Below are 22,201 nucleotides of genomic sequence, written 5' to 3'. Positions count from 1 at the left end.
CCGGATCAGTTGCCCAGTTCCACCAGAATGGGGTTTTCTTCCAGTTCTTCCAGGAATTTGTCCGGGCGTTCTTTCTGCTCCGGCACCACAATGTCGCCGTTGACGTACTCGCGGTATCCTGTTCCGGCGGGGATGAGGCGCCCCACAATGACGTTTTCTTTCAGGCCGCGCAGATAGTCCATCTTGCCCTTGAGCGAGGCTTCGGTGAGTACCTTGGTGGTTTCCTGAAAGGATGCGGCCGAAATGAACGACGACGTGGTCAGGGACGCCTGGGTGATGCCCAGCACCAGAGGTTCCGCTGTGGCCGGAGAGCGTCCTTCGCTCAGGGCTTTCTGGTTTTCAAGCCGGAATTCGGCCTTGTCCACCTGTTCGCCCACCAGGAAGCTGGTGCCGCCGGAATCAAGGATGGTCACCTTCTTGAGCATCTGGCGCACAATGACTTCAATGTGTTTGTCGTCAATGCCCACACCCTGGAAGCGATAAACTTCCTGAATTTCGTCCACAAGATAACGGGCCAGATATTTTTCGCCCTTGGTCCGCAGGATGTCGTGCAATTCCGGATAGCCTTCGGTCAGCGGATCGCCGGCTTCCACAAAATCGCCATCGGCGGCAGTGATGTGCTTTCCCTTGGGTACAAGGTATTCTTTTGCCTCGCCGATTTCCGGCGTGACCACGAGCCTGCGTTTTCCCTTGGATTCCCCTGTGTGGGAAACAGTGCCGGAAATTTCCGTAACCACCGCCATATCCTTGGGCTTGCGCACCTCAAAGAGCTCGGCCACACGCGGCAGACCACCCACGATATCCTTTGTTTTGGACGTTTCGCGCGGTTTGCGGGCAATGATGTCGCCGGCCTGAATGTTTTCGCCGTCCTTGACCATGATGATGGAGCCCACCGGCAGATTGTAGATGGCTGCGGTGCCCCCATGGCTGCGTTTTTTTACATTGCCCGTTTCGTCGCAGATGGAGATGGCGGGGCGGAAGTTCGTCGTGCGGTATTCCATGATCGTCAGGGACGCCTGGCGCGTGATGTCGTCAATCTTTTCCTGCACGGTCTTTCCGTCAATAATGTCCGTAAAGCGCAGAATGCCTTCTTCCTCGCAGACAAAAGGCTCGTTGAAGGGATCCCATTCCGCGAGAACGGTCCCCTTGGAAACCTCCTGCCCGTTGGTGACCAGAAGTCGCGCTCCGTTGGGGAGAATATATTTTTCCCTTTCCCGTCCCTGGGCGTCCACAATGGTGAGTTGCCCGCTCTTTCCCAGCACCAGTTCGACGCCGTCGCGGTTGGTGACGGCTTTCACCCGGTTGAGGATGACCCGGCCAGCGTTGAGGGCTTCAAACCTGTTTCTTTCAATGGTGCTTGAGGCCGTGCCGCCGATATGGAATGTCCGCATGGTCAACTGTGTTCCCGGCTCCCCGATGGACTGGGCAGCGATGATGCCCACAGTTTCTCCTGTGTTGACCAAGTGCCCGCGCGCCAGGTCACGCCCGTAGCACAGGGCGCAGATGCCGCGTTCTGCCTGGCAGGTGAGGGGGGAGCGCACAGTGGCTGAGGATATGCCTTTGTCGTTGATGAGATTGGCTTCCGCTTCCGTGATGAGGGTATTCTCGGGCAGAAGGATGACGTCCGGATTGTCGGGATCGTGTATGGGATACAGCAGAACGCGGCCGATAATGCGTTCGGCCAGCGGGGTCTTGATGTCGCCGCCATCCCTGAGGTGGGTCAGCTCGATGCCGTCCACCGTGCCGCAGTCCTGCTCGGCAACAATGACATCCTGCACCACATCCACCAGACGGCGGGTGAGGTACCCGGAGTTGGCTGTTTTGAGTGCCGTGTCTGCCAGACCCTTGCGGGCGCCGTGGGTGGACGTGAAGTACTGCAACACGGAAAGGCCTTCGCGGAAGGATGACGTGATGGGGGTTTCGATGATCTCCCCCGACGGTTTGGCCATCAGCCCGCGCATTCCGGCCAACTGGCGCATCTGATCCTGGTTGCCTCGCGCGCCCGAGTTGGACATCATGAAGATGGGATTGAAGCTCTGGTTCTGATCTTGCTTGCCGGTTTTGGGATCCGTGACCGTGTCGTGCGAAATCTCCTTGATCATTTCCATGGAGATGTCCTGTGTGGCTTTTGTCCACACGTCCACGACCTTGTTGTATTTCTCCGTGCGGGTGATGATGCCGTCACGGTACTGGTGCTCGATGTCGTCCACAACGGCCTGTGAAGCCGTCAGAATATCCTTTTTCCGGGACGGGATGGTCAGGTCCCTGACGCCGATGGTCACACCGGCGCGCGTGGCGAACTCATAGCCCATGTCCTTGAGGCGGTCGCACAGAATGACCGTGGCCTTGATGCCGCACTGGCGGTAGGCCGCGCCCACAAGGCGGGCAATGGTTTTTTTGGTCAGAACGCAGTTCACAAGCTCAAAGGGCAGCTGCTCCGGCAGGATGTCGCTGATCAGCACGCGGCCCGGGGTTGTCTCGTGAATGACGCCATCAGCCATGCGCACTTTGATGCGCGCGTGCAAGGCAACCTCACCGGCGTCGTAGGCGGTTTCCACTTCCCACGGGGCGCAGAAGGACATGCCTTCGCCTTTTTCAAAGCTGCGCTCCACGGTCATGTAGTAGAGGCCCAGCACAATGTCCTGCGAAGGCACAATGACAGGGCCGCCGTTGGCCGGTGAAAGAATGTTGTTGGTGCTCATCATCAGCACACGGCATTCGATCTGCGCCTCCACTGAAAGGGGAATGTGCACGGCCATCTGGTCGCCGTCAAAGTCGGCGTTGTAGGCGGAGCAGACGAGGGGGTGCAGGCGAATGGCCTTGCCCTCCACAAGCAGCGGTTCAAAAGCCTGGATGCCCAGCCGGTGCAGTGTGGGGGCACGGTTCAGCAGAATGGGATATTCGCGCACAACTTCGGAGAGGATATCCCATACCACAAGGTCTTCCCGCTCCACCATTTTTTTTGCGCTTTTGATGGTGGAGGCATGCCCGCGTTTTTCCAGCTCCGAATAGATGAAGGGCTTGAAAAGCTCCAGAGCCATTTTTTTGGGCAGGCCGCACTGGTGCAGCTTGAGATAGGGGCCGACGGTAATGACGGACCGGCCGGAGTAGTCAACGCGCTTGCCCAGAAGGTTCTGGCGAAAGCGCCCCTGTTTGCCCTTGATCATGTCGGAAAGAGACTTGAGTGGACGTCCGTTGGTGCCGGCAATGGCCCGTCCCCGGCGTCCGTTGTCGAACAGGGCATCCACGGCTTCCTGCAGCATGCGCTTTTCGTTGCGGATGATGATTTCCGGCGCGCCCAGTTCAATAAGGCGTTTGAGACGGTTGTTTCTGTTGATGACGCGGCGGTACAGATCATTGAGATCTGAAGTGGCAAAGCGGCCTCCGTCCAGCGGAACAAGGGGGCGCAATTCCGGCGGAATGACCGGAATGACCTCCATGATCATCCATTGGGGCTTGTTGGCGGACTCAAGAAAGGCTTCAACAATCTTGAGGCGCTTGGTCAGCTTTTTCTTCTTGGTCTGGCTCTTGGTGGCTTCGCCTTCTTCCCGAAGCTCCGTGCGCAATTTTTCCAGATCCAGTTCTTCCAGAAGCCCGCGCACCGCCTCGGCGCCCATGCCCACGGTGAGCACGTCATCGCTGCCATAGTGCTCCAGGATTTGCAGGTACTGGTCTTCCGAGATGACTTGGCGCTTCTGCAAATTTGTCTGTCCGGGGTCAAGAACGATGTACGAATCGAAATAGAGCACCTTTTCCAGATCGGCCATGGTCATGTCGAGCAGGGTGCCGATTTTGGAAGGCAGGGTCTTGAGAAACCAGATATGCGCAACAGGGGCCGCGAGTTCGATATGCCCCATGCGCTCGCGCCGCACCTTGGAGGCAATGACCTCAACGCCGCACTTTTCGCACACAATGCCCCGGTGCTTCATGCGTTTGTACTTGCCGCAGTTGCACTCGTAGTCTTTGACCGGGCCAAAAATCTTGGCACAGAAAAGACCGTCCCTTTCGGGCTTGAAAGTCCGGTAATTGATGGTTTCCGGTTTTTTTACCTCTCCATAGGACCATTCGCGGATGGCCTCGGGAGAGGCTATGGAAATCTGTATGGCCTTCAGATTGCGGATGTTCGTCATGTTGACGGAAGTGCCGCGCGCAGTGAAAAGATCGTCCAGGCTCATAGCGTACCTTGCTTTGTAATAAGGCTGTTTGAAAGCGTCTTTCGTGACCGGGCCGGATGCACTCAGATATCGTCTTCGCGTTCCCGCACAAACCCGATGCGTTTGGGCTTTTTCCCTTCTTCCTGGTGCAGGGTCACATTCAGGCCCAGGCTCATCAGCTCCTTGACCAGAACATTGAAGGACTCGGGAAGACCTGCCTCAAGGAAGTTGTCGCCCTTGACAACTTTTTCATACATTTTGACGCGTCCCGTGACGTCGTCGGATTTGACCGTAAGGAATTCCTGCAAGAGATAGGCGGCTCCGTAGGCTTCCAGAGCCCAGACCTCCATTTCGCCCAGGCGCTGGCCGCCGAACTGGGCCTTGCCGCCCAGGGGTTGCTGCGTGACCAGCGAGTAGGGGCCGGTGGAGCGGGCATGGATTTTCTCGTCCACTAGGTGATGAAGCTTGAGCATGTACATCACGCCGGTAGTCACACGGTTTTTGAAGGGGACTCCGGTGCGGCCGTCATAGAGGGTGGTCTTGCCGTCATCGGCAAGACCTGCCTTGCCCATCCACTCCCAGATTTCTTCTTCCGTTGCTCCGTCGAAAACCGGAGTCTTGGTCACAATGCCGTTGCGCAGTTTTTCCACCGAATCCTTGAATTCGTCGTCGCTCATGGAGTCCACCAGCGCACTGATGGTCGGGGAGTCAAAAACGTTTTTGATCTCGTTGCGCAAGACCTTCATGCCTGTTCCCGAGTCAAGCAACTCGGCCATCTGGCGGCCGAGTTCCTTGGCCGCCCAACCCAGGTGGGTTTCCATGATCTGACCGATGTTCATGCGCGAAGGCACGCCCAACGGGTTGAGCACAATATCCACCGGGCGTCCGTCGGCAAAAAAGGGCATGTCCTCTTCGGGCAGAATGCAGGAAACAACACCCTTGTTGCCGTGGCGTCCGGCCATTTTGTCGCCCACAGAAAGCTTGCGCTTGATGGCCACATGCACCTTGACCATCTTGATGACGCCGGGAGGCAGATCATCGCCTTCCGTGGCCTTTTCGCGTTTGGAGTCGTAAATGGCCTTCAGGTAGTCGACCTGCTGGTCGTAGGTCTTGAGCAGGCCGCCAACAACGTCATTGACCTCCTTGCTCTTGAAGAGGCCGGAGAGCTTTTTGACAGGTATGGCATGGAGAATGTCTTCGGTCAGGGCCGTGCCCGCTTCTGCCAGAATTTCTCCCTTTTTCTTGCCGGGCAGGGATGCGGAGATCTGTTTGCCCAGCACATGGGGGGCCAGCAGAGAGCGGGTGCGCTCTGTCAGCGCACGCATATGGTCCGCTTCTTTCTGGTCAAGCACGGCAATATCGTGCTTTTCAATGGCAAGGGTCCGTTCGTCCTTTTCGCCAGACCGGCGATTGAACACCTTGACGTCAATGATGATGCCCTCCACACCCGGCGGAACCTTGAGGGAGGTGTTTTTTACATCACGGGCCTTTTCGCCGAAGATGGCCCGCAGGAGTTTTTCTTCCGGCGTGAGCTGCGTTTCTCCCTTGGGAGTGATTTTTCCCACCAGGATGTCGTCAGGCTTGACAGCCGCTCCGATGCGGATGATGCCGCTTTCGTCAAGATTGCGCAGCATTTCTTCGCTGACATTGGGAATGTCGCGGGTGATTTCTTCCGGGCCGAGCTTTGTGTCGCGGGCGACAACCTCAAACTCTTCAATATGGATGGACGTGAAAATGTCTTCCTTGACGGCACGTTCGGAAATGAGGATGGAGTCTTCATAGTTGTAGCCGCACCACGGCATGAAGGCGACCACAAGGTTCTTTCCCAGGGCCAGTTCTCCGTCGTCAATGCCGGGGCCGTCAGCAAGGATCTGGCCCTTGCGCACAATCTGGCCCGGATGGCAGGACGGCTTTTGGCCGAAGCAGGAATTCTGGTTGGACTTGTGGTACTTCAGCAGATCATGGACGCACACGCCGCCCTGTTTGGGATGCACATCGCCGTCGTAGGCGACCACAATGCGATCCGCATCCACATACTGCACAACTCCGTCAGCCGGAGCCACAAGGCATGCCCCCGAGTCGTGGGCGACATCGACTTCCATGCCCGTGCCCACCAGGGGTTTTTCCGAGCGCAACAGCGGCACAGCCTGGCGCTGCATGTTGGATCCCATAAGGGCGCGGTTCGCGTCATCGTGCTCAAGGAAAGGAATGAGAGCCGCAGAAATGGACACCATCTGGCTGGGCGAAATATCCATGAGCGTGACTTCGTCCCGATGGCGGATTTCGACTTCACCCTTGACCCGGACGGTCACAAATTCGTCAACCAGCATGCCCTGTTCGTCCAGAGCGGCATTGGCCTGGGCCACGATTTGATCCCCTTCGCGCGATGCGTCGAGGTGCATGACTTCGTTGGTAAGGCGGCCATTGCGCACAACGCGGTACGGCGTTTCGATGAAGCCGAAATCGTTCACCTTGGCAAAGGTCGTCAGGGAAACGATCAGGCCGATGTTCGGTCCTTCCGGCGTTTCGATGGGGCAGATGCGCCCGTAGTGGGAGGTATGCACGTCGCGCACCTCAAAGCCCGCCCGCTCGCGGGTCAGCCCGCCGGGGCCCAGAGCCGACAAACGCCGCTTGTGCGTCACCTCCGAAAGAGAGTTGGTCTGGTCCATGAACTGCGACAGCTGGGATGTGCCAAAAAACTCCTTGAGCACAGCTGCCACAGGCTTGGGATTGATCAGGTCGTGCGGCATGAGCGTGGAAATTTCCTGCAGGCTCATGCGTTCCTTGATGGCCCTTTCCATGCGCACAAGGCCGATGCGATACTGGTTTTCCACCAGTTCCCCCACAAGGCGCACACGGCGGTTGCCGAGGTGGTCAATATCGTCTGCGGGGCCGTGGCTGTCCTTCAGTTGCACGAGCACCTTGATGGCCGTGAGAATATCCTGGTCGGTCAGGGTGCGCACGTTTTCGGGCTCGCTCAGGGCAAGGCGCTGGTTGAGCTTGTAGCGGCCCACGGGGGAGAGGTCGTAATAGTCGGGATTGCGGAACAGATTGTCAAAAAAGTTGGCCGCAACCTCGGCAGTCGGGGGAGAGGAGGGGCGCAGACGGCGGTAGATTTCTTCCTGGGCCTTCTGCTGGTCGGGGATGCGGTCCTGCATCAGGGTGTCGCGGATGGAGGCGGAAACATCAGCCCCCTTGGTGTGCAGCACGGCCACGCGCTCAATGCCCGCCTCGCGCATGCGCTCCAGCAGGCCCTGAGTGATTTCGTCGGCGGCTTCCGCCAGAATTTCTCCGCTTTTGGGGTCGGCAATGTCTTCGCCCAGAAACATGCCGTCCAGTATGTCCGGACGCATGGCAATGGCCTCAATGCCTGCCTCGCAGATGAGCCGCCAGGCACGCTTGGTGATGGGCTTGCCGGCCTTGACGATGATGTTCCCGGCGGCATCGGCGATATCCGCGTAGGCATTGTCCTTGCGGTACAGCTCTTTGCGCACTTCCCAGAGAATGTCCGTTCCGGAGCCGAGGCGGTAGTGCTCCCGTGTATAGAAGTAGTCGAGAATCTGCTCCTTGCTCATGCCCATGGCTTTGAACAGGATGGTGGCCGGCATTTTGCGGCGCCGGTCTATGCGGACATAGAGGATGTCCTTGTGGTCAAAATCAAAATCCAGCCAGGAGCCGCGCATGGGGATAACGCGGCACGAATAGAGAACCTTGCGGCTGGTGTGCGTCTTGCCGCCATCGTGCTCGAAAATGATGCCCGGCGAGCGTTGCAACTGGTTGACGATAACACGTTCCGTGCCGTTGATGATGAATGTGCCTTTTTCCGTCATCAGGGGCAGGGTGCCAAAATAGATATCCTGCTCCTTGATGTCGCGGAGGGTACGGTTGCCGGAGTTTTCATCGGTATCGTAAACTGCAAGGCGCACCTTGATGCGCATGGGGGCTTCATAGGTCAGGCCCTTGGAAATACATTCGGCCTGATCGTACTTGGGGGGCTGTATTTCGTATCCGGCAAACTCTAGGCTGGCCGTCTTGCTGAAATCTTCAATGGGAAAAACCGTGCGAAAAACGCCTTCAAGGCCAACGTCGGGCGCGCGCTTCTCTGGGGCAACGCCTTCCTGAAGAAAAGCCTCGTACGAATCGATCTGCAGATTCAGCAGATGGGGGATGGGGAGAGAAACCTTGATCTTGCCGAACTGTTTGGTGATCTGGACCATGGGTACCTCATAGGTGGCGGTTGCGCCCCGGTTGCCCGGCTGAGCTCAAACGATGCGAAAGTTCTGTTCGCGCCCTCCGGATTCGGCGTGCGACCCGGTGAGGGGGGGGGCGGGCTTGCCAACGCGCGGTTTGCGCGCAGACACCCGGCTGCCGTGCCTTTTTCAGGCGCGACCATATGTTCCGGCGGATCCGCTGCGGGTGCGAAAAGACTTTGCTGCGCACAAGGCATAAAAAACCCATCCCTGCTCAAAGGAACAGGGCAAGGGCTTCGTCAGTGAAGAGCTTTGTGTGCGGCAGCAAGCCAATCGCAGTACAGGGATGCCTCCTCAGCATCGTCAAAAAAATATATGTATATGTTTTTCAAAAAAAAGGCAAGCTTGTTGCACAGGAGAAAAAGAGCAGGGCGGAACCCGAAAGGTCCCGCCCTGAAAACAGAAGATCTGTCAGCCCTACTTGATTTCCACAGTAGCGCCGGCTTCGGCAAGCTGCTTTTTCGCTTCTTCGGCTTCTTCCTTGGAAACGCCTTCCTTGATGGTGGCGGGGCAGCCATCAACCTTTTCCTTGGCCTCCTTGAGGCCGAGGTTGGTCAGAGCGCGCACGGCCTTGATAACGCCGATCTTGTTGGCGCCCGCTTCCTTGAGCACCACATCAAATTCGGTCTTTTCCTCGGCGGCGTCGGCATCGGGGGCGCTGCCAGCGGGGGCGGCCATCATCATGGCAGCCGGAGCCGCGGCGGACACGCCAAATTTGTCTTCAAGTTCCTTGATGAACTCGGAGAGTTCGAGAACCGTCATATTGGAAATGAATTCCACAACATCTGCTTTGGTAACTGCCATGATGGTCTCCTGATCTTTTGGCTTGAAATTCGGATGAATGTTGCTGCTGCGCGCTAGGCGGCCTTGGACTTCTGCTCTTCAATGCCCTTGAGAGCATACAGCAGGCCGCGAAGCATGTTGGCGAACAACGAAACAAAGTTGGTGGGCACGGCGGTCATGGTGCCGAGCAACTGGCCGAGAAGCTGTTCCCTGCCGGGCAGCTTGGCCAGAGCGTCAATCTGGGCAACGTCAAGGCTCTTGCCGTCCAGACTGGCGCCGCGCAACGCAAAAAGCTTGCTTTGCTTGGCAAAATCGCTGAGCGCTTTGGCCACCGCCACCGGGTCATCGAATCCAAAGGCCACGCCACAGTTTTCGCGGAACTGATCCTTGATGCTGTGGTGCGCGCCGTCGGTCAGAGCAATACGGGCCAGCGTGTTTTTGACGACAACATATTCGCCTCCAGCCTTGCGCAGGCTGACACGCAGGTTCGTCAGCTCTTCCACCGACATGCCCTTGAAGTCCGTCAGCACAGCAAAGGAAGCCTTGTCCGCCTTGGCTTTCAGGGCTTCAATAACTGCGGCTTTTTCAGACCTGTTCACGTGATACCTCTCACGTTTGGGGGTGCCTGGTGGAATGCCGAGCCAAAGAAAAGGGTCTGGGCAGGAATATTAAGGGGCATGCCCGCCTGCCGTCTTCGACTCGAAATTCCGTTTCCCTAGACAAGTGACGCCGGGCACAGTGTCCGACGCCCATCCCGAAGGATTTATCCTTCAAGAAATTTTTTGACCTGCGTCATGTCGATCTTGAAGCCCGGCCCCATGGTGGTGGAAACAGCCATGGAACGCAGATAGGTTCCTTTGGCCGCAGACGGCTTCAGGCGATTGACCGTTTCAAGGAGAGCTTTCAGGTTGCCCAGAATTTTTTCCGGTCCAAAGGAAACCTTGCCCAGCGGGGCATGCAGCACGCCCGCCTTGTCCACCTTGAAATCAACGCGTCCGGCCTTCAGTTCATTGACGGCCTTGGCAACCTCAAAAGTTACGGAGCCTGTCTTGGCATTGGGCATGAGCCCGCGAGGACCGAGAACGCGGCCAATCTGGCCCACAAGCGCCATAACATCGGGCGTGGCAACGGCGGCGTCAAATTCGAGCCAGCCTTCTTTGATCCGGGCGACCAGATCTTCGGCGCCAACAACATCAGCTCCGGCTTCTCGCGCCTCGGCCTGCTTTTCACCCTTGCAGAAAACGGCCACACGCACCGTTTTTCCCAGCCCGTGGGGTAGGGTTACGGCGCCGCGCACCATCTGATCGGAATATTTCGGGTCAACGCCGAGACAGATGGCCACGTCCACCGTTTCGTCAAATTTTGCAAAAGCGGCGGAAAGGGATTTGCTGACGGCATCTTCCACACTGAAGCGTTCCTGAAGGTTGACTCCGTCAAGGGCCTTATGAAAATTTTTGCCATGTTTGGGCATGGGACACAATCCTTGTCGTTTGGCATCTCCTGCCCCTTTTCGGGGCAGTACAATTGATTTCAACGAATACTTTCAACGATCCCGGCTGTGCGCTCTCGCGGCACTGCGGGCAACGCACCGCTGCCGCGGACAACAGCGGCCTGAACTCAGCGTATGTCAATGCCCATGCTGCGCGCTGTTCCGGCAACCGATTTGACGGCAGCCTCAATGCTTGTGGCATTGAGGTCTGGCAGTTTGAGACGCGCGATTTCCTCTATCTGGGCCATGGTCAGGCTGCCGACCTTTGCGCGGTTGGGCTCGCCGGAACCTTTTTCCACCTTGGCCGCCTTCATGATCAGAACCGAAGCGGGAGGGGTCTTGGTGATAAAGGTAAACGAGCGGTCAGCAAAAACCGTGATCACAACGGGAATGATCATCCCTTTCTGATCCTGCGTCCGGGCATTGAATTCCTTGCAAAAGCCCATGATGTTCAGACCGTGCTGCCCTAGGGCAGGGCCGACCGGCGGAGAAGGATTCGCAGCGCCTGCGGGGATCTGCAACTTGATTTTGGCAACTTCTTTCTTGGCCATCTGGTTATGTCCTTACATAGCTCAAGCGACAGCAGCACGATGTCTGCCGTGCAAGGCTGGTCAATAAAAAAGGGGAAGCCGGAGCGAAGGGGCTGCCGGAAGGAGGAGAACATCCTCCGGCCTGTCCGTGCCTGTGCCAGGCAAACCCCTCGTACTCTGCCTATCCCTTGGAAACTTGCGTAAAATCAAGCTCCACCGGGGTTTGTCTGCCAAAAATGGACACAGAAACGCGCAGTTTCCCCTTGTCATGGTTGACATCGTCAACAACGCCGTTGAACCCGCCAAAAGGCCCTTCAACAACACGCACTTCGTCACCCCGATCAAAATTGAACTTCGGCCGGGGTTTTTCCTGCCGGTCTTCCATCAGGGCAAGGATCCGCTCCGCTTCGCTGTTGCGCATGGGAGCCGGGCGGTTTTTCCCGCCAACAAATCCTGTGACCTTGGAGATGGACTGGATCAGGTGCCAGGACAAATCTGTCATGACCATTTGGATCATGACGTAACCGGGATAAAACTTGCGCGTCGAGGTACGCTGCTGGCCGCCCTTGGTGGGTTCAATAACCTTTTCCGTGGGAACGACGACTTTCTTGATAAGCCCCTGATCCTGCCCGGTACGGCACAACTCGTTGATGGTCTTCTGCACTCGCTGCTCAAACCCGGAATAGGTATGCACAATATACCAGCGAGCCGCAGAGGACTGTTCCGAAGTTTCGTTGATTTCGGGCTCTTTCATGGGATCCTTCAGGAAAGTATCGTCTTTATCAGGGATGACAGACCAAGATCCACCAGTCCCAGAATGACAGCCATCACGGTTACAAAACCGAGCACGGCAAAGGTGGCCTTGCGCGTTTCCTTGACAGTGGGCCAGGTAACCTTGCGCAATTCCGCCCTGGCATTTTCAACATATCGCAGAAAACGCGTGACAGGATTGGGAGTTTCGTCCGACCTGGCATCGGCGCCTGCCTGAATCTGTTTTTTTGCCATTCTGCAATCCGTGATAAAAATGGCAGGGCAGGAGGGATTCGAACCCCCAGCTTGCGGTTTTGGAGACCGCCGCTCTAGCCGTTGGAGCTACTGCCCTGCATGCGTCCGGGAGCGGATGCTCCCGGACGAAGTTTGTCTGCTACCTGGTTTCGCGATGCACAGTGTGCTTCTTGTCCCAGGGACAATATTTTTTCATTTCCAGCCGCCCGGTGGTATTTTTCTTGTTCTTCCGGGTGCTGTAGTTACGTCGCTTGCACTCGGTGCAGGCCAGAAGGATATTCACTCGCATGGGACACTACTCGATGATCTCGGTTACAACGCCGGAACCGACAGTGCGGCCGCCTTCACGGATGGCGAAACGCAGTCCGGCCTCCATGGCGATGGGCGCGATAAGCTCGACGATAAACTGGGAGTTGTCGCCGGGCATGACCATTTCCACACCTTCAGGCAGGCTGATGACACCGGTGATGTCCGTGGTACGGAAGTAGAACTGCGGACGATATCCGGTGAAGAACGGGGTGTGACGGCCGCCTTCTTCCTTGGAAAGGGCGTACACTTCCGCCTTGAACTTTTTGTGCGGGGTAATGGATTTGGGAGCGGCGAGAACCTGTCCGCGCTCAACTTCGTCACGCTTGGTGCCGCGCAGCAGAGCGCCCACGTTGTCGCCAGCCTGACCCTGATCAAGCAGTTTGCGGAACATTTCCACGCCGGTGCAGGTGGTCTTTTGCGTGGCCTTGATGCCGACGATTTCCACTTCATCGCCCACCTTGAGCACACCGCGTTCCACACGGCCGGTCACCACGGTGCCGCGGCCGGAAATGGAGAACACGTCTTCAATGGGCATGAGGAAGGGTTTGTCAACATCGCGCTGCGGTTCGGGGATGAAGCTGTCGCAGGCAGCGAGCAGGTCAAGAATGCACTTGGCATCGGGCGAGTCGGCGGAATCGGCCTCCAGAGCCTTCAGAGCCGAACCGCGGATGATGGGCACTTCGTCGCCGGGGAATTTGTAGGAGGAAAGAAGCTCGCGCACTTCCAGTTCCACAAGTTCCAGCAGTTCTTCGTCAGGCATGAGGTCGCACTTGTTCAGAAAAACAACAAGCTGGGGCACACCCACCTGACGGGCAAGAAGAATGTGCTCGCGGGTCTGGGGCATGGGGCCGTCAGTGGCGGCCACCACCAGAATGCCGCCGTCCATCTGGGCCGCACCGGTGATCATGTTCTTGATGTAGTCGGCGTGGCCGGGGCAGTCAACGTGGGCATAGTGGCGGTTTTCGGTTTCGTACTCCACATGGGAGGTGGAAATGGTGATGCCGCGCTCTTTTTCTTCGGGGGCCTTGTCGATTTCGTCATAGGAAATGAACTTGCCCGAACCCTTGAGGCCGGCGATCTTGGTGATGGCCGCCGTCAGGGTGGTCTTGCCGTGGTCAATGTGTCCGATGGTGCCGATGTTCACATGGGGCTTTTTGCGTTCAAATTTTTCCTTGCCCATTGTACGTCTCCCTGGAGAAAAGATTTTTGCGTTGTACTTGCGTTACAGAGTTTTTTGCATACGCATTTTGTGGTAACGCCCGTTCCTGCGTGCACCGGACGGCAAAAAATTCGCCGCATGGCCGCACACGCTTTGTCCCTGAAAGCCAGGGAACGTGCATTGGCAGACAGGATTGAGAGGGGATCGAGCAGGAGTGGAGCGGGAAACGGGACTCGAACCCGCAACCCTCAGCTTGGAAGGCTGATGCTCTAGCCATTGAGCTATTCCCGCACGCTACTGTAGTTCCCCGACAGATCCTGTCTCCTACAGCCAAGGCAGTCTTTGTAAACGCCACAATTCTTCTGCATGGCAGAGAAATCGTGGTGGTGGAGGGGGGTGGATTTGAACCACCGAAGTCTTACGACGACAGATTTACAGTCTGTTCCCTTTGGCCACTCGGGAACCCCTCCACTTTTGCCTGCAAAGTCCGGAATACCGTCCTTTGTTCAGCTTTTTGTGGAGCTGGCGATGGGACTCGAACCCGCAACCTGCTGATTACAAATCAGCTGCTCTGCCAGTTGAGCTACGCCAGCAACAAGAGTTTTCTCTATCCTCTTCCGGAAAATTTGGCAAGAAAAAAATATTTGCCGGGAGATTTTGCAGAAAATGTGGATGCGTCTTGGAAGTGGATGCTCCCGACGGCTGCTCAGCGGCCTTTGCTCAAATCTTGTGGGCCAGGGTGCAACGCTCTTTCCCGGCCAGATCCTGCAGGGTGGTGATTCCGGAAAAATTTTTTGTGTCGTGCACAAGCTGGCGCACGGCCAGTCCCTGGGATGCCCCGTGCTCAAGCAGCACAATCCCCCCTGTGCGCAAGGCGCGCGAAGCCGCGCCGATGGCGGCAGCCAGATGCGCCAAGCCCCCGTCAGGTGAAAAAAGGGCTTGGGGAGGTTCAAAGTCCAGCACCTCCCGCATGACCTCCCCCCGTTCTTCCGGAGCGATGTAGGGAGGATTGCTGACGAACAGATCCAGCGAATCCGGAAGGAGGGGAGAGAAAAACATGTCGGACTGTATGGAAGCGACACGCTTTTCAAGGCCGAGCCTGCGGGCATTGCGTAGTGTCACTTCCACAGCCTGGGGGGTGACGTCTGCCAGCACGCCGCGCCACAGGGGGCGCTCCGCGGCCAGGGTCAGGCCGATGCAGCCGCAACCGGCGCCCATGTCTGCAAACAGGATATGGTGCGCGGGTAACAGGCGCAGGGCAGTGTCGACAAGCAGTTCTGTTTCCGGACGGGGAATGAGCGTATGGCGCGAAACAAGAAAGTCACGGCCATAGAATTCCCTGCGCCCCGTGAGCTGTGCAAGCGGTCTGCCTTCAGCGCGCCTGCGGACAAGAAAGTCCACAACGCGGCACTCCCGCTCCGTGAGTTCCCTGTTTTTCTGCATGAGGCAGAACAGGTGCGCCGCAGTGGCAGGCGCGCGCTCCAAGGCCATCTGCACCAGAACGGCAGCGCAAAGGCGGGGACTGTCTACCCCCGCCTTCTGCAGTTTTTCCGAGGCCGCGTTCAGGCATTGGTGCAGGCGCATACGAGCGGCGTTCCGCAGGCAGAAAGAAGCACTGGCTCCGCTTGGGCAGACTTGAGGGCCGCGGAACCGGGCATTTTTTTTCTTCCCGTCCCCTTGGGAGAAGGGGTGTCAAACACCAGAGGCAACAGATCATCAATGTGGGCAACGGGGTGAACCGTGATTTTTTTCAACAGATCCTTGGGAATTTCCTCAAGGTCTTTGGTATTCTGCTGGGGAATGGCCACATGCCGCAAACCTCTGGCAACGGCAGCCAGTATTTTTTCCTTGATTCCTCCCACCGGCAGAATGCGCCCCTGAAGCGTGATTTCGCCGGTCATGCACACATCCGCACGCACAGGGCGCTGGGAAAGGGCGGAGATGAGCGCGGTGGTCAGGGTAACACCGGCAGAGGGACCGTCCTTGGGGGTTGCGCCCGCGGGCACATGGATATGGATGTCGCGGCGGGCCGCGAACTGCGAATCCAGATCCAGGATTGCAGCCCGGCTGCGGATATAGCTCAGGGCGGCCTGGGCGCTTTCTTTCATGACATCGCCCAACTGGCCTGTCAGGATAAGGCCGCCCTTGCCCTTCATGATGGCGGTTTCCACCGTGAGGACTTCGCCGCCCGCAGGAGTCCAGGCCAGCCCAAGCGCCATGCCGGGCATGAGTTTCTTTTCTTTTCTGTCTTCAAGAAAGCGGGGAGCGCCCAGCATTTTTTCCACATCGCCCGTGCCTGCCCGGAAAGGCCCTTTTTGCCCTTCGGCCTTGCGTCGCGCAAATTTGCGGCAGACAGAGGCCAGCTCCCGCTCCAGATTGCGCAGCCCGGCTTCCCGCGTATATTCCTGAATGATTTTTTTCAGCGAAGCGGTATCAATGGAAACTTTTTCCGCACTCAGGCCGTTTTCCACGATTTTTTTCGGCAGAAGATGGCGGCGTGCGATCTCGATCTTCTCCTGCATGGTATAGCCGGGAAGGGAAATGACCTCCATGCGGTCGCGCAGGGCCGCGGGGATGTTTTCCAGATGGTTTGCCGTGCACAGAAACATGACGCGCGAGAGGTCAAAGGGGACGTTCAGGTAGTGGTCGCTGAAGGTGTGGTTCTGTTCGGGATCCAGCACTTCCAGCAAGGCAGAAGACGGATCGCCGCGAAAATCCGTGCCCAGCTTGTCCACTTCGTCCAGCAGGAGTACAGGATTGCGCGTGCCCGCCTGTTTGATGCCCTGAATGATGCGCCCGGGCATGGCGCCGATGTAGGTGCGCCGATGGCCCCGGATTTCTGCCTCATCGCGCATGCCTCCCAGGGAAAGCCTTTGGAATTTGCGCCCCAAGGCGCGGGCGATGGAGCGGCCCAAAGATGTTTTGCCCACGCCGGGAGGCCCGGCAAAACAGAGAATGCTTCCCTTGCTGCGAGGATTGAGCTTGTGCACGCTCAGAAATTCGAGGATACGGTCTTTGACTTTTTCCAGGGCAAAGTGGTCTTCATCAAGAATTTTTTTTGCGCGCACAATATCAAGGCTGTCGCGTGTGGTTTTTTTCCACGGAAGATCCGCCAGCCATTCCAGATAGGTGCGCACGACATTGGCTTCCGAGGAATCCGAATGCATGCCGGACAGGCGGCGCAACTGCTTGTCCGCCTCTTTGCGCACGTCCTTGGGCAGACCGGCTTTTTCCAGAGATTTTTTGAGGCTCGCCAGTTCTTCCTCGCCGCTGTCTTCCCGGTCGCCAAGTTCGTGGCGGATCGCCTTGATCTGCTCACGCAGAAAATAGTCCTTTTGCGCCTTGTCCATGCCTTCCCGTGCAGAACTTTGGATGCGCGCCTGGACAGTGGCCACCTCGACTTCATGCTGGAGGTGGGTGTTGACAAGCATGAGGCGGTCAAGGGGATTTTCCGCCTCCAGAATTCCCTGGGCTTCCGCGGTCTTCATGCGCATGTTGGCGGCAACAAGGTCGGCAAGACGGCCGGGATCATCCACCCCCTGCAAAACGCCCAGAACGTCCGGCGAGGAAAGGCCCCGCAAAGCCAGCACTTTTTCGCTCTGCTCGCGTACCGAACGCAGAAGGGCTTCCAACGTGGTGTCTGCGGGAGGAGCCTGTTCGGCAATGGGATCAATCTGCGCCTCAAGATAGGGGTTGACCTGTCGGAACTGCGTGATGCGCGCGCGGCTGACGCCCTGCACAAGAATCTTGACCCGCGAATCGGGCATTTTGAGCATGCGCATGATCTGCACTACCGTACCCACCGCATACAGATCCTGTGGCTGGGGGTCGTCGGTGCTTTCTTCCTTCTGGGCGCACACCAGCAGATGGCGTCCGGCTTTCAGGGCGGCGTCCACAGCCTGGACAGATTTTTCGCGCCCGATGAACAGAGGGAGAATCATGTAGTTGAAAATCACCACATCACGTACCGGGAGAACCGGAAGAACCCCGGGAATGTCCTGCCGGGCGGCTTCCAGTTCGTCACCGGAATCGCTGGCGGCAGGGGCAGTGGGCCGGGCTTCCGGCTCTTCAGCGGCAACGGCGGCCTGCGCCGTTTCTTCCGTTGCTCGCGCACAGTCGTCTTTTTTCTGTTCGTCAGCCATGTGTATGCTCCCTGACCGCCTCAGATGCGTTGTGAACGTGTCATGCTGTAGCAGTCTTCGTCTGTGACGATGATATGATCCAGAAAGCGCAGTCCCATACGCGGGGCAAGGGCCTGCAGTTCCCCGGTCAGTTTCTGATCCGCAGGGGAGGGTTCGGGGTTGCCCCCCGGATGATTGTGGACCAGAATGATTCCGCTGGCCTTGCGCAAAAGAGCCCGCTCGAAAACGTCTCTGGGTTCAAGGAATACTGAAGTCACGCCACCGTGACGCAGGCGTTCCCACGCCATCAGCCGGTTGCCCTGATCTACCAGAACCAGCCAGCATTCTTCATGCGGGCAACCCGCCAGGCGGGCCTGCGCCATCTGCGCTACGGATGCCGGGTCGGCAAGCACTGTGCGTTTTTGCACTTGCGATGCCATATAGCGGCGGTGCGCCTCTTGCAATACCTTCCAGAAGGCCAAAAGGCCTTTGCCAATACCCTGAACTTCCTGCAAGTCTTCTTCCCGTGCGTCCATGACTGCCCGGATGTTTCCAAACCGCTGCAGCAGGGCCTTGGCAAGGGGCTTTGTGTCCTTGCGTGTCAGTCCGTATCCCAGCAAGAGTTCAAGAACCTCATAATCCGCCAATGCGGTTGCGTCCCGCTCAAGACGTTGGCGCACTCTGGCGCGGTGTCCCGAGTGCGCCAACGGGGATGGTGATGCTTTTTCTGTCATAAAGGTAAGCAGTTTTCAGAGGTGTGCAAGGGGAGAGGGCAGAAAAAGGAGGAGGTATGGATGCTTTCTCCGGGGGCGCTACGGGCGCGAAAAAACGGCTGTTGCGCGTTCCAGAAGGCATTCCAGCCCTTGCAGCGTGGAGTAGCGGCCGCTTTTGACCTTCCATTCCACATCCACGAGAGTGGACATGATTTCCGCTAGATATTGTGGCCCCAAGTTCTCTGCCAGACGGCGCTTTTCCGCCTGACCGGACGGCGGCATGCGCACCTTCTCACCAGCCAGAAGCTGCCACAGCATACGGCATTCACGGGCAAGCAGCCCCGCCAGGGCAAAAAGCAGCCCATCATCGCTGCTCCGGGAAAACTCTTTCCATACGCCGACCAGATTGCCGGCCTGTATCTGCTTGAGACCAGAAAAAATATTTCCTTCGGCTGTCCAGGAGCCAGTAGCGATCATGGAAGGAGAAATGGAAAAGGACTCTGGATCTGTGCTGCTGCCTTGCTCCAGGACCGCATTGCGCAAAAAGGCAAGCTTGATGAGCTCGTTTTCAATGGCCTGGGCGTCAGGCGGCACGCAAGAGCACAATGCTTCCAGTGCTTCCGGCTCCATGCGCAGGGAGAGTGCGCGCGCGCGTTGCTGCACATATTTTTTGAGGGAATATTCTGTCAGACCTCCCTGTTTCCATACCCAGCCCTGCCTGTCGGCAAAAATCATGCAAGGCAGGCGGATCAGGTGAGCGGGTATCTTGGGCTGCCCCTTGTCCCAGGGCATTTCCAGACAGAACTGGGGCCAGACGTGCTCTGAAGGACTGGAGAGGATGCGGGAGATTTTTTTCCACACGTCCGCAGGCCAGAGCTGGGCCTGACGCACCAGAACAGCGCGGGAAGAAGGAAAGAGGCCGTGGAGGGTGATGTGCTCCCAAAAAGACGGTGGGGGGGCTTCGTCTCCCCAATAGACATGCCGCTCCCACTCACCGACGGCAGGCAGATGCTGCGTGAGCAGCCGGGCAAGCTGCTCACGCAGCATCTGCCCGTCCGGGCAGACCAGAAAGCTGAATCCGGGCCGTTGGCTGCTCATGGATCATTCCGGTTTGCGGATGCGCCGCCCCGGCAGACGCGCCTTTTTCCCGAGGGGACGCCTGCCGGGCACAAACTATCTGGCAACAATATTGACGAGCTTCCCCGGAACCACCACGACCTTGTGCACCGTATGCCCTTCAATATGGCGCTGCACGGCGGGGGAGGCCAGAGCGGCGGCCTCCTGCTCGCTACTGTCGGCTCCCTGGGGAATTTCCACGGTTCCCCGCAACTTTCCGTTGACCTGCAGGGCCACGGTGAGCATGTCTTCCGTGGTGGCGGCCTCGTCCCACAGCGGCCAGCATTCTTCCGCCAGTGGGGAGGAATGCCCCAAACGTTCCCAGAGTTCTTCGCAAATGTGCGGGATAACCGGGGAAAGCAGCGTCAGAACAGTCGCGATGGCAGAGGAGAATACGCGGCACTCCGCTTCCTCTGTTCCCAGCTTTTCACGCGTGAGGTACATGGCGTTGACCAGTTCCATGACAGAAGCAATGGCGGTATTGAATTGAAAGCGGTCATTCATGTCGGCGCTGCACTTTTTGACTGTGCGGTGTTCCCGGCGCCGCAGATTTCGCGCTTCCGGGGTTTGCGCATCATCCGCCGTTGCCTGGCAGGCCTTGAGAGGCTTCAGGCGGTGCCTTTCTTCCATGAACAGACGCCATATTCTGCCGATGAAGCGTGAAGCGCCTTCAATGCCGGAGTCTGACCAGTCAAAATCCCTTTCGGCCGGAGCGGCAAAAAGGCAGAACAGCCGAACCGTGTCTGCTCCGTACTTTTCGATCATGTCCGCAGGGGAAACAACATTGCCCTTGGACTTGGACATCTTGCTGCCGTCCTTGAGCACCATGCCCTGGGTCAGGAGGTTGGTGAAAGGTTCCGACAGGCCGGACGGGAAAAATCCCAAATCGCGCAGCGCCTTGGTAAAAAAGCGCGAATACAGAAGATGCAGAATGGCATGCTCCACGCCGCCGATATACTGATCCACCGGCAGCCAATAGCGCAGGGCATCGGCGTCAAAGGGGGCGTTTTCCATCCGTGCGCAGGCATAGCGCGCAAAATACCAGGAGGATTCCACAAAGGTGTCCAGCGTATCTGTTTCGCGGCGGGCGGGCTTGCCGCACTGCGGGCACATGCAGGCCACAAAGGACGGCGTGTCCGGCAGGGGAGAGCGGCCGTCTTCCCGGATTTTCACGTCCAGCGGCAGGACGATGGGCAGGTTTTCTTCTTTTTCCGGAACCACGCCGCACTGTTCGCAGTACACCACGGGAATGGGAGCCCCCCAGTAACGCTGGCGCGAGATATTCCAGTCCCTGAGGCGAAATTGGGTTGTCGCTCTGCCTTTGCCCGCTTTTTCCAGGGCCTGGGCAACGGCTTTTTTTCCTTCCTCATTGCCCAGGCCGGTGAACTGGCCCGAGGAAAGCATGATGCCTTCGCCGCTGAAGGCTTCTGTCATGCTTTCGGAAGACTGCTCCTCCCCGTGGGGAGCGATGACAACACGCACAGGCAGGGAATATTTGCGCGCAAAGGCAAAATCGCGCTGGTCGTGGGCAGGCACGCCCATGACAGCTCCTGTGCCGTAATCTGCAAGCACGAAGTTGCCAAGCCAGAGGGGGATTTTTTCTCCGGTAAAGGGGTGCAGGACATATGCTCCGGTAAAAATGCCCTCTTTTTCTGTTGTTTCGTTCTGGCGGTCCAGACGGTCCATGCGGCGGGCGCGGTCAACAAAAGCCCGAACCTCATCGGCCTTGGCGTAGTTCTTGATCAGTTGCTCAACAAGGGCATGTTCCGGAGCCAGAGTCAGAAAAGTCACGCCAAACAGGGTGTCGGGCCGTGTGGTGAAAACATCAATACTGCTGACGCCGTCCAGTGGTTTTTCCAGATCAAAGGTGACGGATGCGCCAAAGGATTTTCCTATCCAGTTGCGCTGCATGGCGATCACCCGTTCCGGCCAGCCTTTTTCCAGAGCGGCAAGGTCTTGCAGAAGTTCGTCGCCGTAGGCCGTGATTTTCAGGAACCACTGGGTGAGGTCCTTCTGCTCCACCGCAGAATCGCAGCGCCAGCACTGGCCGTCAACAACCTGCTCGTTTGCCAGAACCGTATGGCATGCGGGGCACCAGTTCTGCGGGGCTTTTTTGCGATAGGCAAGGCCTTTTTGCAGCAGGCGCAGAAAGAACATCTGCTCCCAGCGGTAGTATTCCGGGCGGCAGGTAGCGATTTCACGCGCCCAGTCGTAGGAATATCCCAGTCTTTTGAGTTGGTCGCGCATGGCGCGGATATTGTCATACGTCCAGAGGGAAGGGTGGGTGCGGTTTTGTATGGCGGCATTTTCTGCGGGCAGGCCAAAAGCGTCCCAGCCCATGGGATGGAGAACATTGAAGCCCTGCATGCGTTTGCTGCGCGCAACAACATCGCCGATGGCATAGTTGCGCACATGCCCCATATGAATTTTTCCCGAAGGGTACGGAAACATTTCAAGGACATAATATTTGGGCTTGTGTCTGCCGTTCTCGCAGGAAAAAGAATTTTTTTCCTGCCAGTACGCCTGCCATCTGGTTTCAATGCTGTGCGGGTTGTAGCGTTCTTCTGTCATG

Annotated in this window: 15 protein-coding genes and 4 tRNA genes; all 19 read right to left on the bottom strand. The window is 57.7% G+C overall.

The features are described 5' to 3' along the window. Nucleotides 1–5: 5 nt before the first annotated feature. On the bottom strand, nt 6–4,175 hold the full coding sequence (rpoC, locus tag EII23_RS00295; protein ID WP_124791073.1) for a DNA-directed RNA polymerase subunit beta': 4,170 nt from the start codon (nt 4,173–4,175) through the stop codon (nt 6–8). A gap of 62 nt (nt 4,176–4,237) precedes the next feature. After that, nucleotides 4,238–8,371, bottom strand: coding sequence for a DNA-directed RNA polymerase subunit beta (rpoB, locus tag EII23_RS00290; protein WP_124791072.1), 4,134 nt, complete (start codon nt 8,369–8,371; stop codon nt 4,238–4,240). A 450-nt stretch (nt 8,372–8,821) separates the two neighbouring features. Next, on the bottom strand, nt 8,822–9,208 hold the full coding sequence (gene rplL / locus EII23_RS00285; RefSeq protein ID WP_124791071.1) for a 50S ribosomal protein L7/L12: 387 nt from the start codon (nt 9,206–9,208) through the stop codon (nt 8,822–8,824). Between the two features lie 53 nt (nt 9,209–9,261). Continuing rightward, on the bottom strand, nt 9,262–9,786 hold the full coding sequence (gene rplJ, locus EII23_RS00280) for a 50S ribosomal protein L10 (RefSeq protein WP_124791070.1): 525 nt from the start codon (nt 9,784–9,786) through the stop codon (nt 9,262–9,264). A gap of 164 nt (nt 9,787–9,950) precedes the next feature. Next, nucleotides 9,951–10,658: a 50S ribosomal protein L1 gene (gene rplA, locus EII23_RS00275; protein ID WP_124791069.1), complete on the bottom strand. Its 708-nt coding sequence runs from the start codon at nt 10,656–10,658 to the stop codon at nt 9,951–9,953. 146 nt (nt 10,659–10,804) lie between these two features. Then, complete coding sequence (gene rplK / locus EII23_RS00270) at nt 10,805–11,227, bottom strand: 50S ribosomal protein L11 (protein ID WP_124791068.1); 423 nt, start codon at nt 11,225–11,227, stop codon at nt 10,805–10,807. A 160-nt stretch (nt 11,228–11,387) separates the two neighbouring features. After that, a complete protein-coding gene (gene nusG, locus EII23_RS00265; RefSeq protein ID WP_185702251.1) occupies nt 11,388–11,960 on the bottom strand; it encodes a transcription termination/antitermination protein NusG in 573 nt (190 codons plus the stop codon). Nucleotides 11,961–11,968: 8 nt separating this feature from the next. Then, nucleotides 11,969–12,211 (bottom strand): preprotein translocase subunit SecE, encoded by a 243-nt coding sequence (gene secE, locus EII23_RS00260; RefSeq protein WP_124791067.1) that lies wholly within the window; start codon nt 12,209–12,211, stop codon nt 11,969–11,971. Between the two features lie 20 nt (nt 12,212–12,231). Beyond that, nucleotides 12,232–12,308: transfer RNA gene (locus EII23_RS00255), tRNA-Trp, on the bottom strand. 42 nt (nt 12,309–12,350) lie between these two features. Beyond that, nucleotides 12,351–12,500 carry a 50S ribosomal protein L33 gene (gene rpmG / locus EII23_RS00250; protein ID WP_012625252.1) on the bottom strand — a complete coding sequence of 50 codons (150 nt, stop codon included), beginning with the start codon at nt 12,498–12,500 and terminating at the stop codon, nt 12,351–12,353. Between the two features lie 6 nt (nt 12,501–12,506). Then, nucleotides 12,507–13,700 carry an elongation factor Tu gene (gene tuf / locus EII23_RS00245; RefSeq protein ID WP_124791066.1) on the bottom strand — a complete coding sequence of 398 codons (1,194 nt, stop codon included), beginning with the start codon at nt 13,698–13,700 and terminating at the stop codon, nt 12,507–12,509. A gap of 194 nt (nt 13,701–13,894) precedes the next feature. Then, nucleotides 13,895–13,970, bottom strand: a tRNA-Gly gene (locus tag EII23_RS00240). Between the two features lie 93 nt (nt 13,971–14,063). Then, nucleotides 14,064–14,149: transfer RNA gene (locus tag EII23_RS00235), tRNA-Tyr, on the bottom strand. A 47-nt stretch (nt 14,150–14,196) separates the two neighbouring features. After that, nucleotides 14,197–14,272: transfer RNA gene (locus EII23_RS00230), tRNA-Thr, on the bottom strand. 127 nt (nt 14,273–14,399) lie between these two features. Further along, the gene (gene prmC, locus EII23_RS00225) at nt 14,400–15,263 is read right to left on the bottom strand and encodes a peptide chain release factor N(5)-glutamine methyltransferase (protein WP_124791065.1); all 864 of its coding nucleotides are present in this window, start codon (nt 15,261–15,263) and stop codon (nt 14,400–14,402) included. Then, nucleotides 15,242–17,821, bottom strand: a complete 2,580-nt coding sequence (gene lon / locus EII23_RS00220; RefSeq protein ID WP_124791064.1) for an endopeptidase La — start codon at nt 17,819–17,821, stop codon at nt 15,242–15,244. The genes prmC and lon overlap by 22 nt, the downstream gene beginning before the upstream one ends. A gap of 20 nt (nt 17,822–17,841) precedes the next feature. Further along, nucleotides 17,842–18,534 (bottom strand): RadC family protein, encoded by a 693-nt coding sequence (gene radC, locus EII23_RS00215; RefSeq protein WP_124791063.1) that lies wholly within the window; start codon nt 18,532–18,534, stop codon nt 17,842–17,844. A gap of 78 nt (nt 18,535–18,612) precedes the next feature. After that, nucleotides 18,613–19,611 (bottom strand): DNA polymerase III subunit delta, encoded by a 999-nt coding sequence (locus tag EII23_RS00210; protein WP_124791062.1) that lies wholly within the window; start codon nt 19,609–19,611, stop codon nt 18,613–18,615. Nucleotides 19,612–19,686: 75 nt separating this feature from the next. After that, the gene (gene leuS / locus EII23_RS00205) at nt 19,687–22,200 is read right to left on the bottom strand and encodes a leucine--tRNA ligase (protein ID WP_124791061.1); all 2,514 of its coding nucleotides are present in this window, start codon (nt 22,198–22,200) and stop codon (nt 19,687–19,689) included. Nucleotide 22,201 lies beyond the last annotated feature (1 nt).

This window comes from Desulfovibrio sp. OH1186_COT-070 (assembly GCF_003860215.1).
In the GTDB taxonomy this organism is placed as follows: Bacteria; Desulfobacterota; Desulfovibrionia; order Desulfovibrionales; family Desulfovibrionaceae; genus Desulfovibrio.
This window is presented reverse-complemented; position numbering and strand designations above follow the sequence as displayed.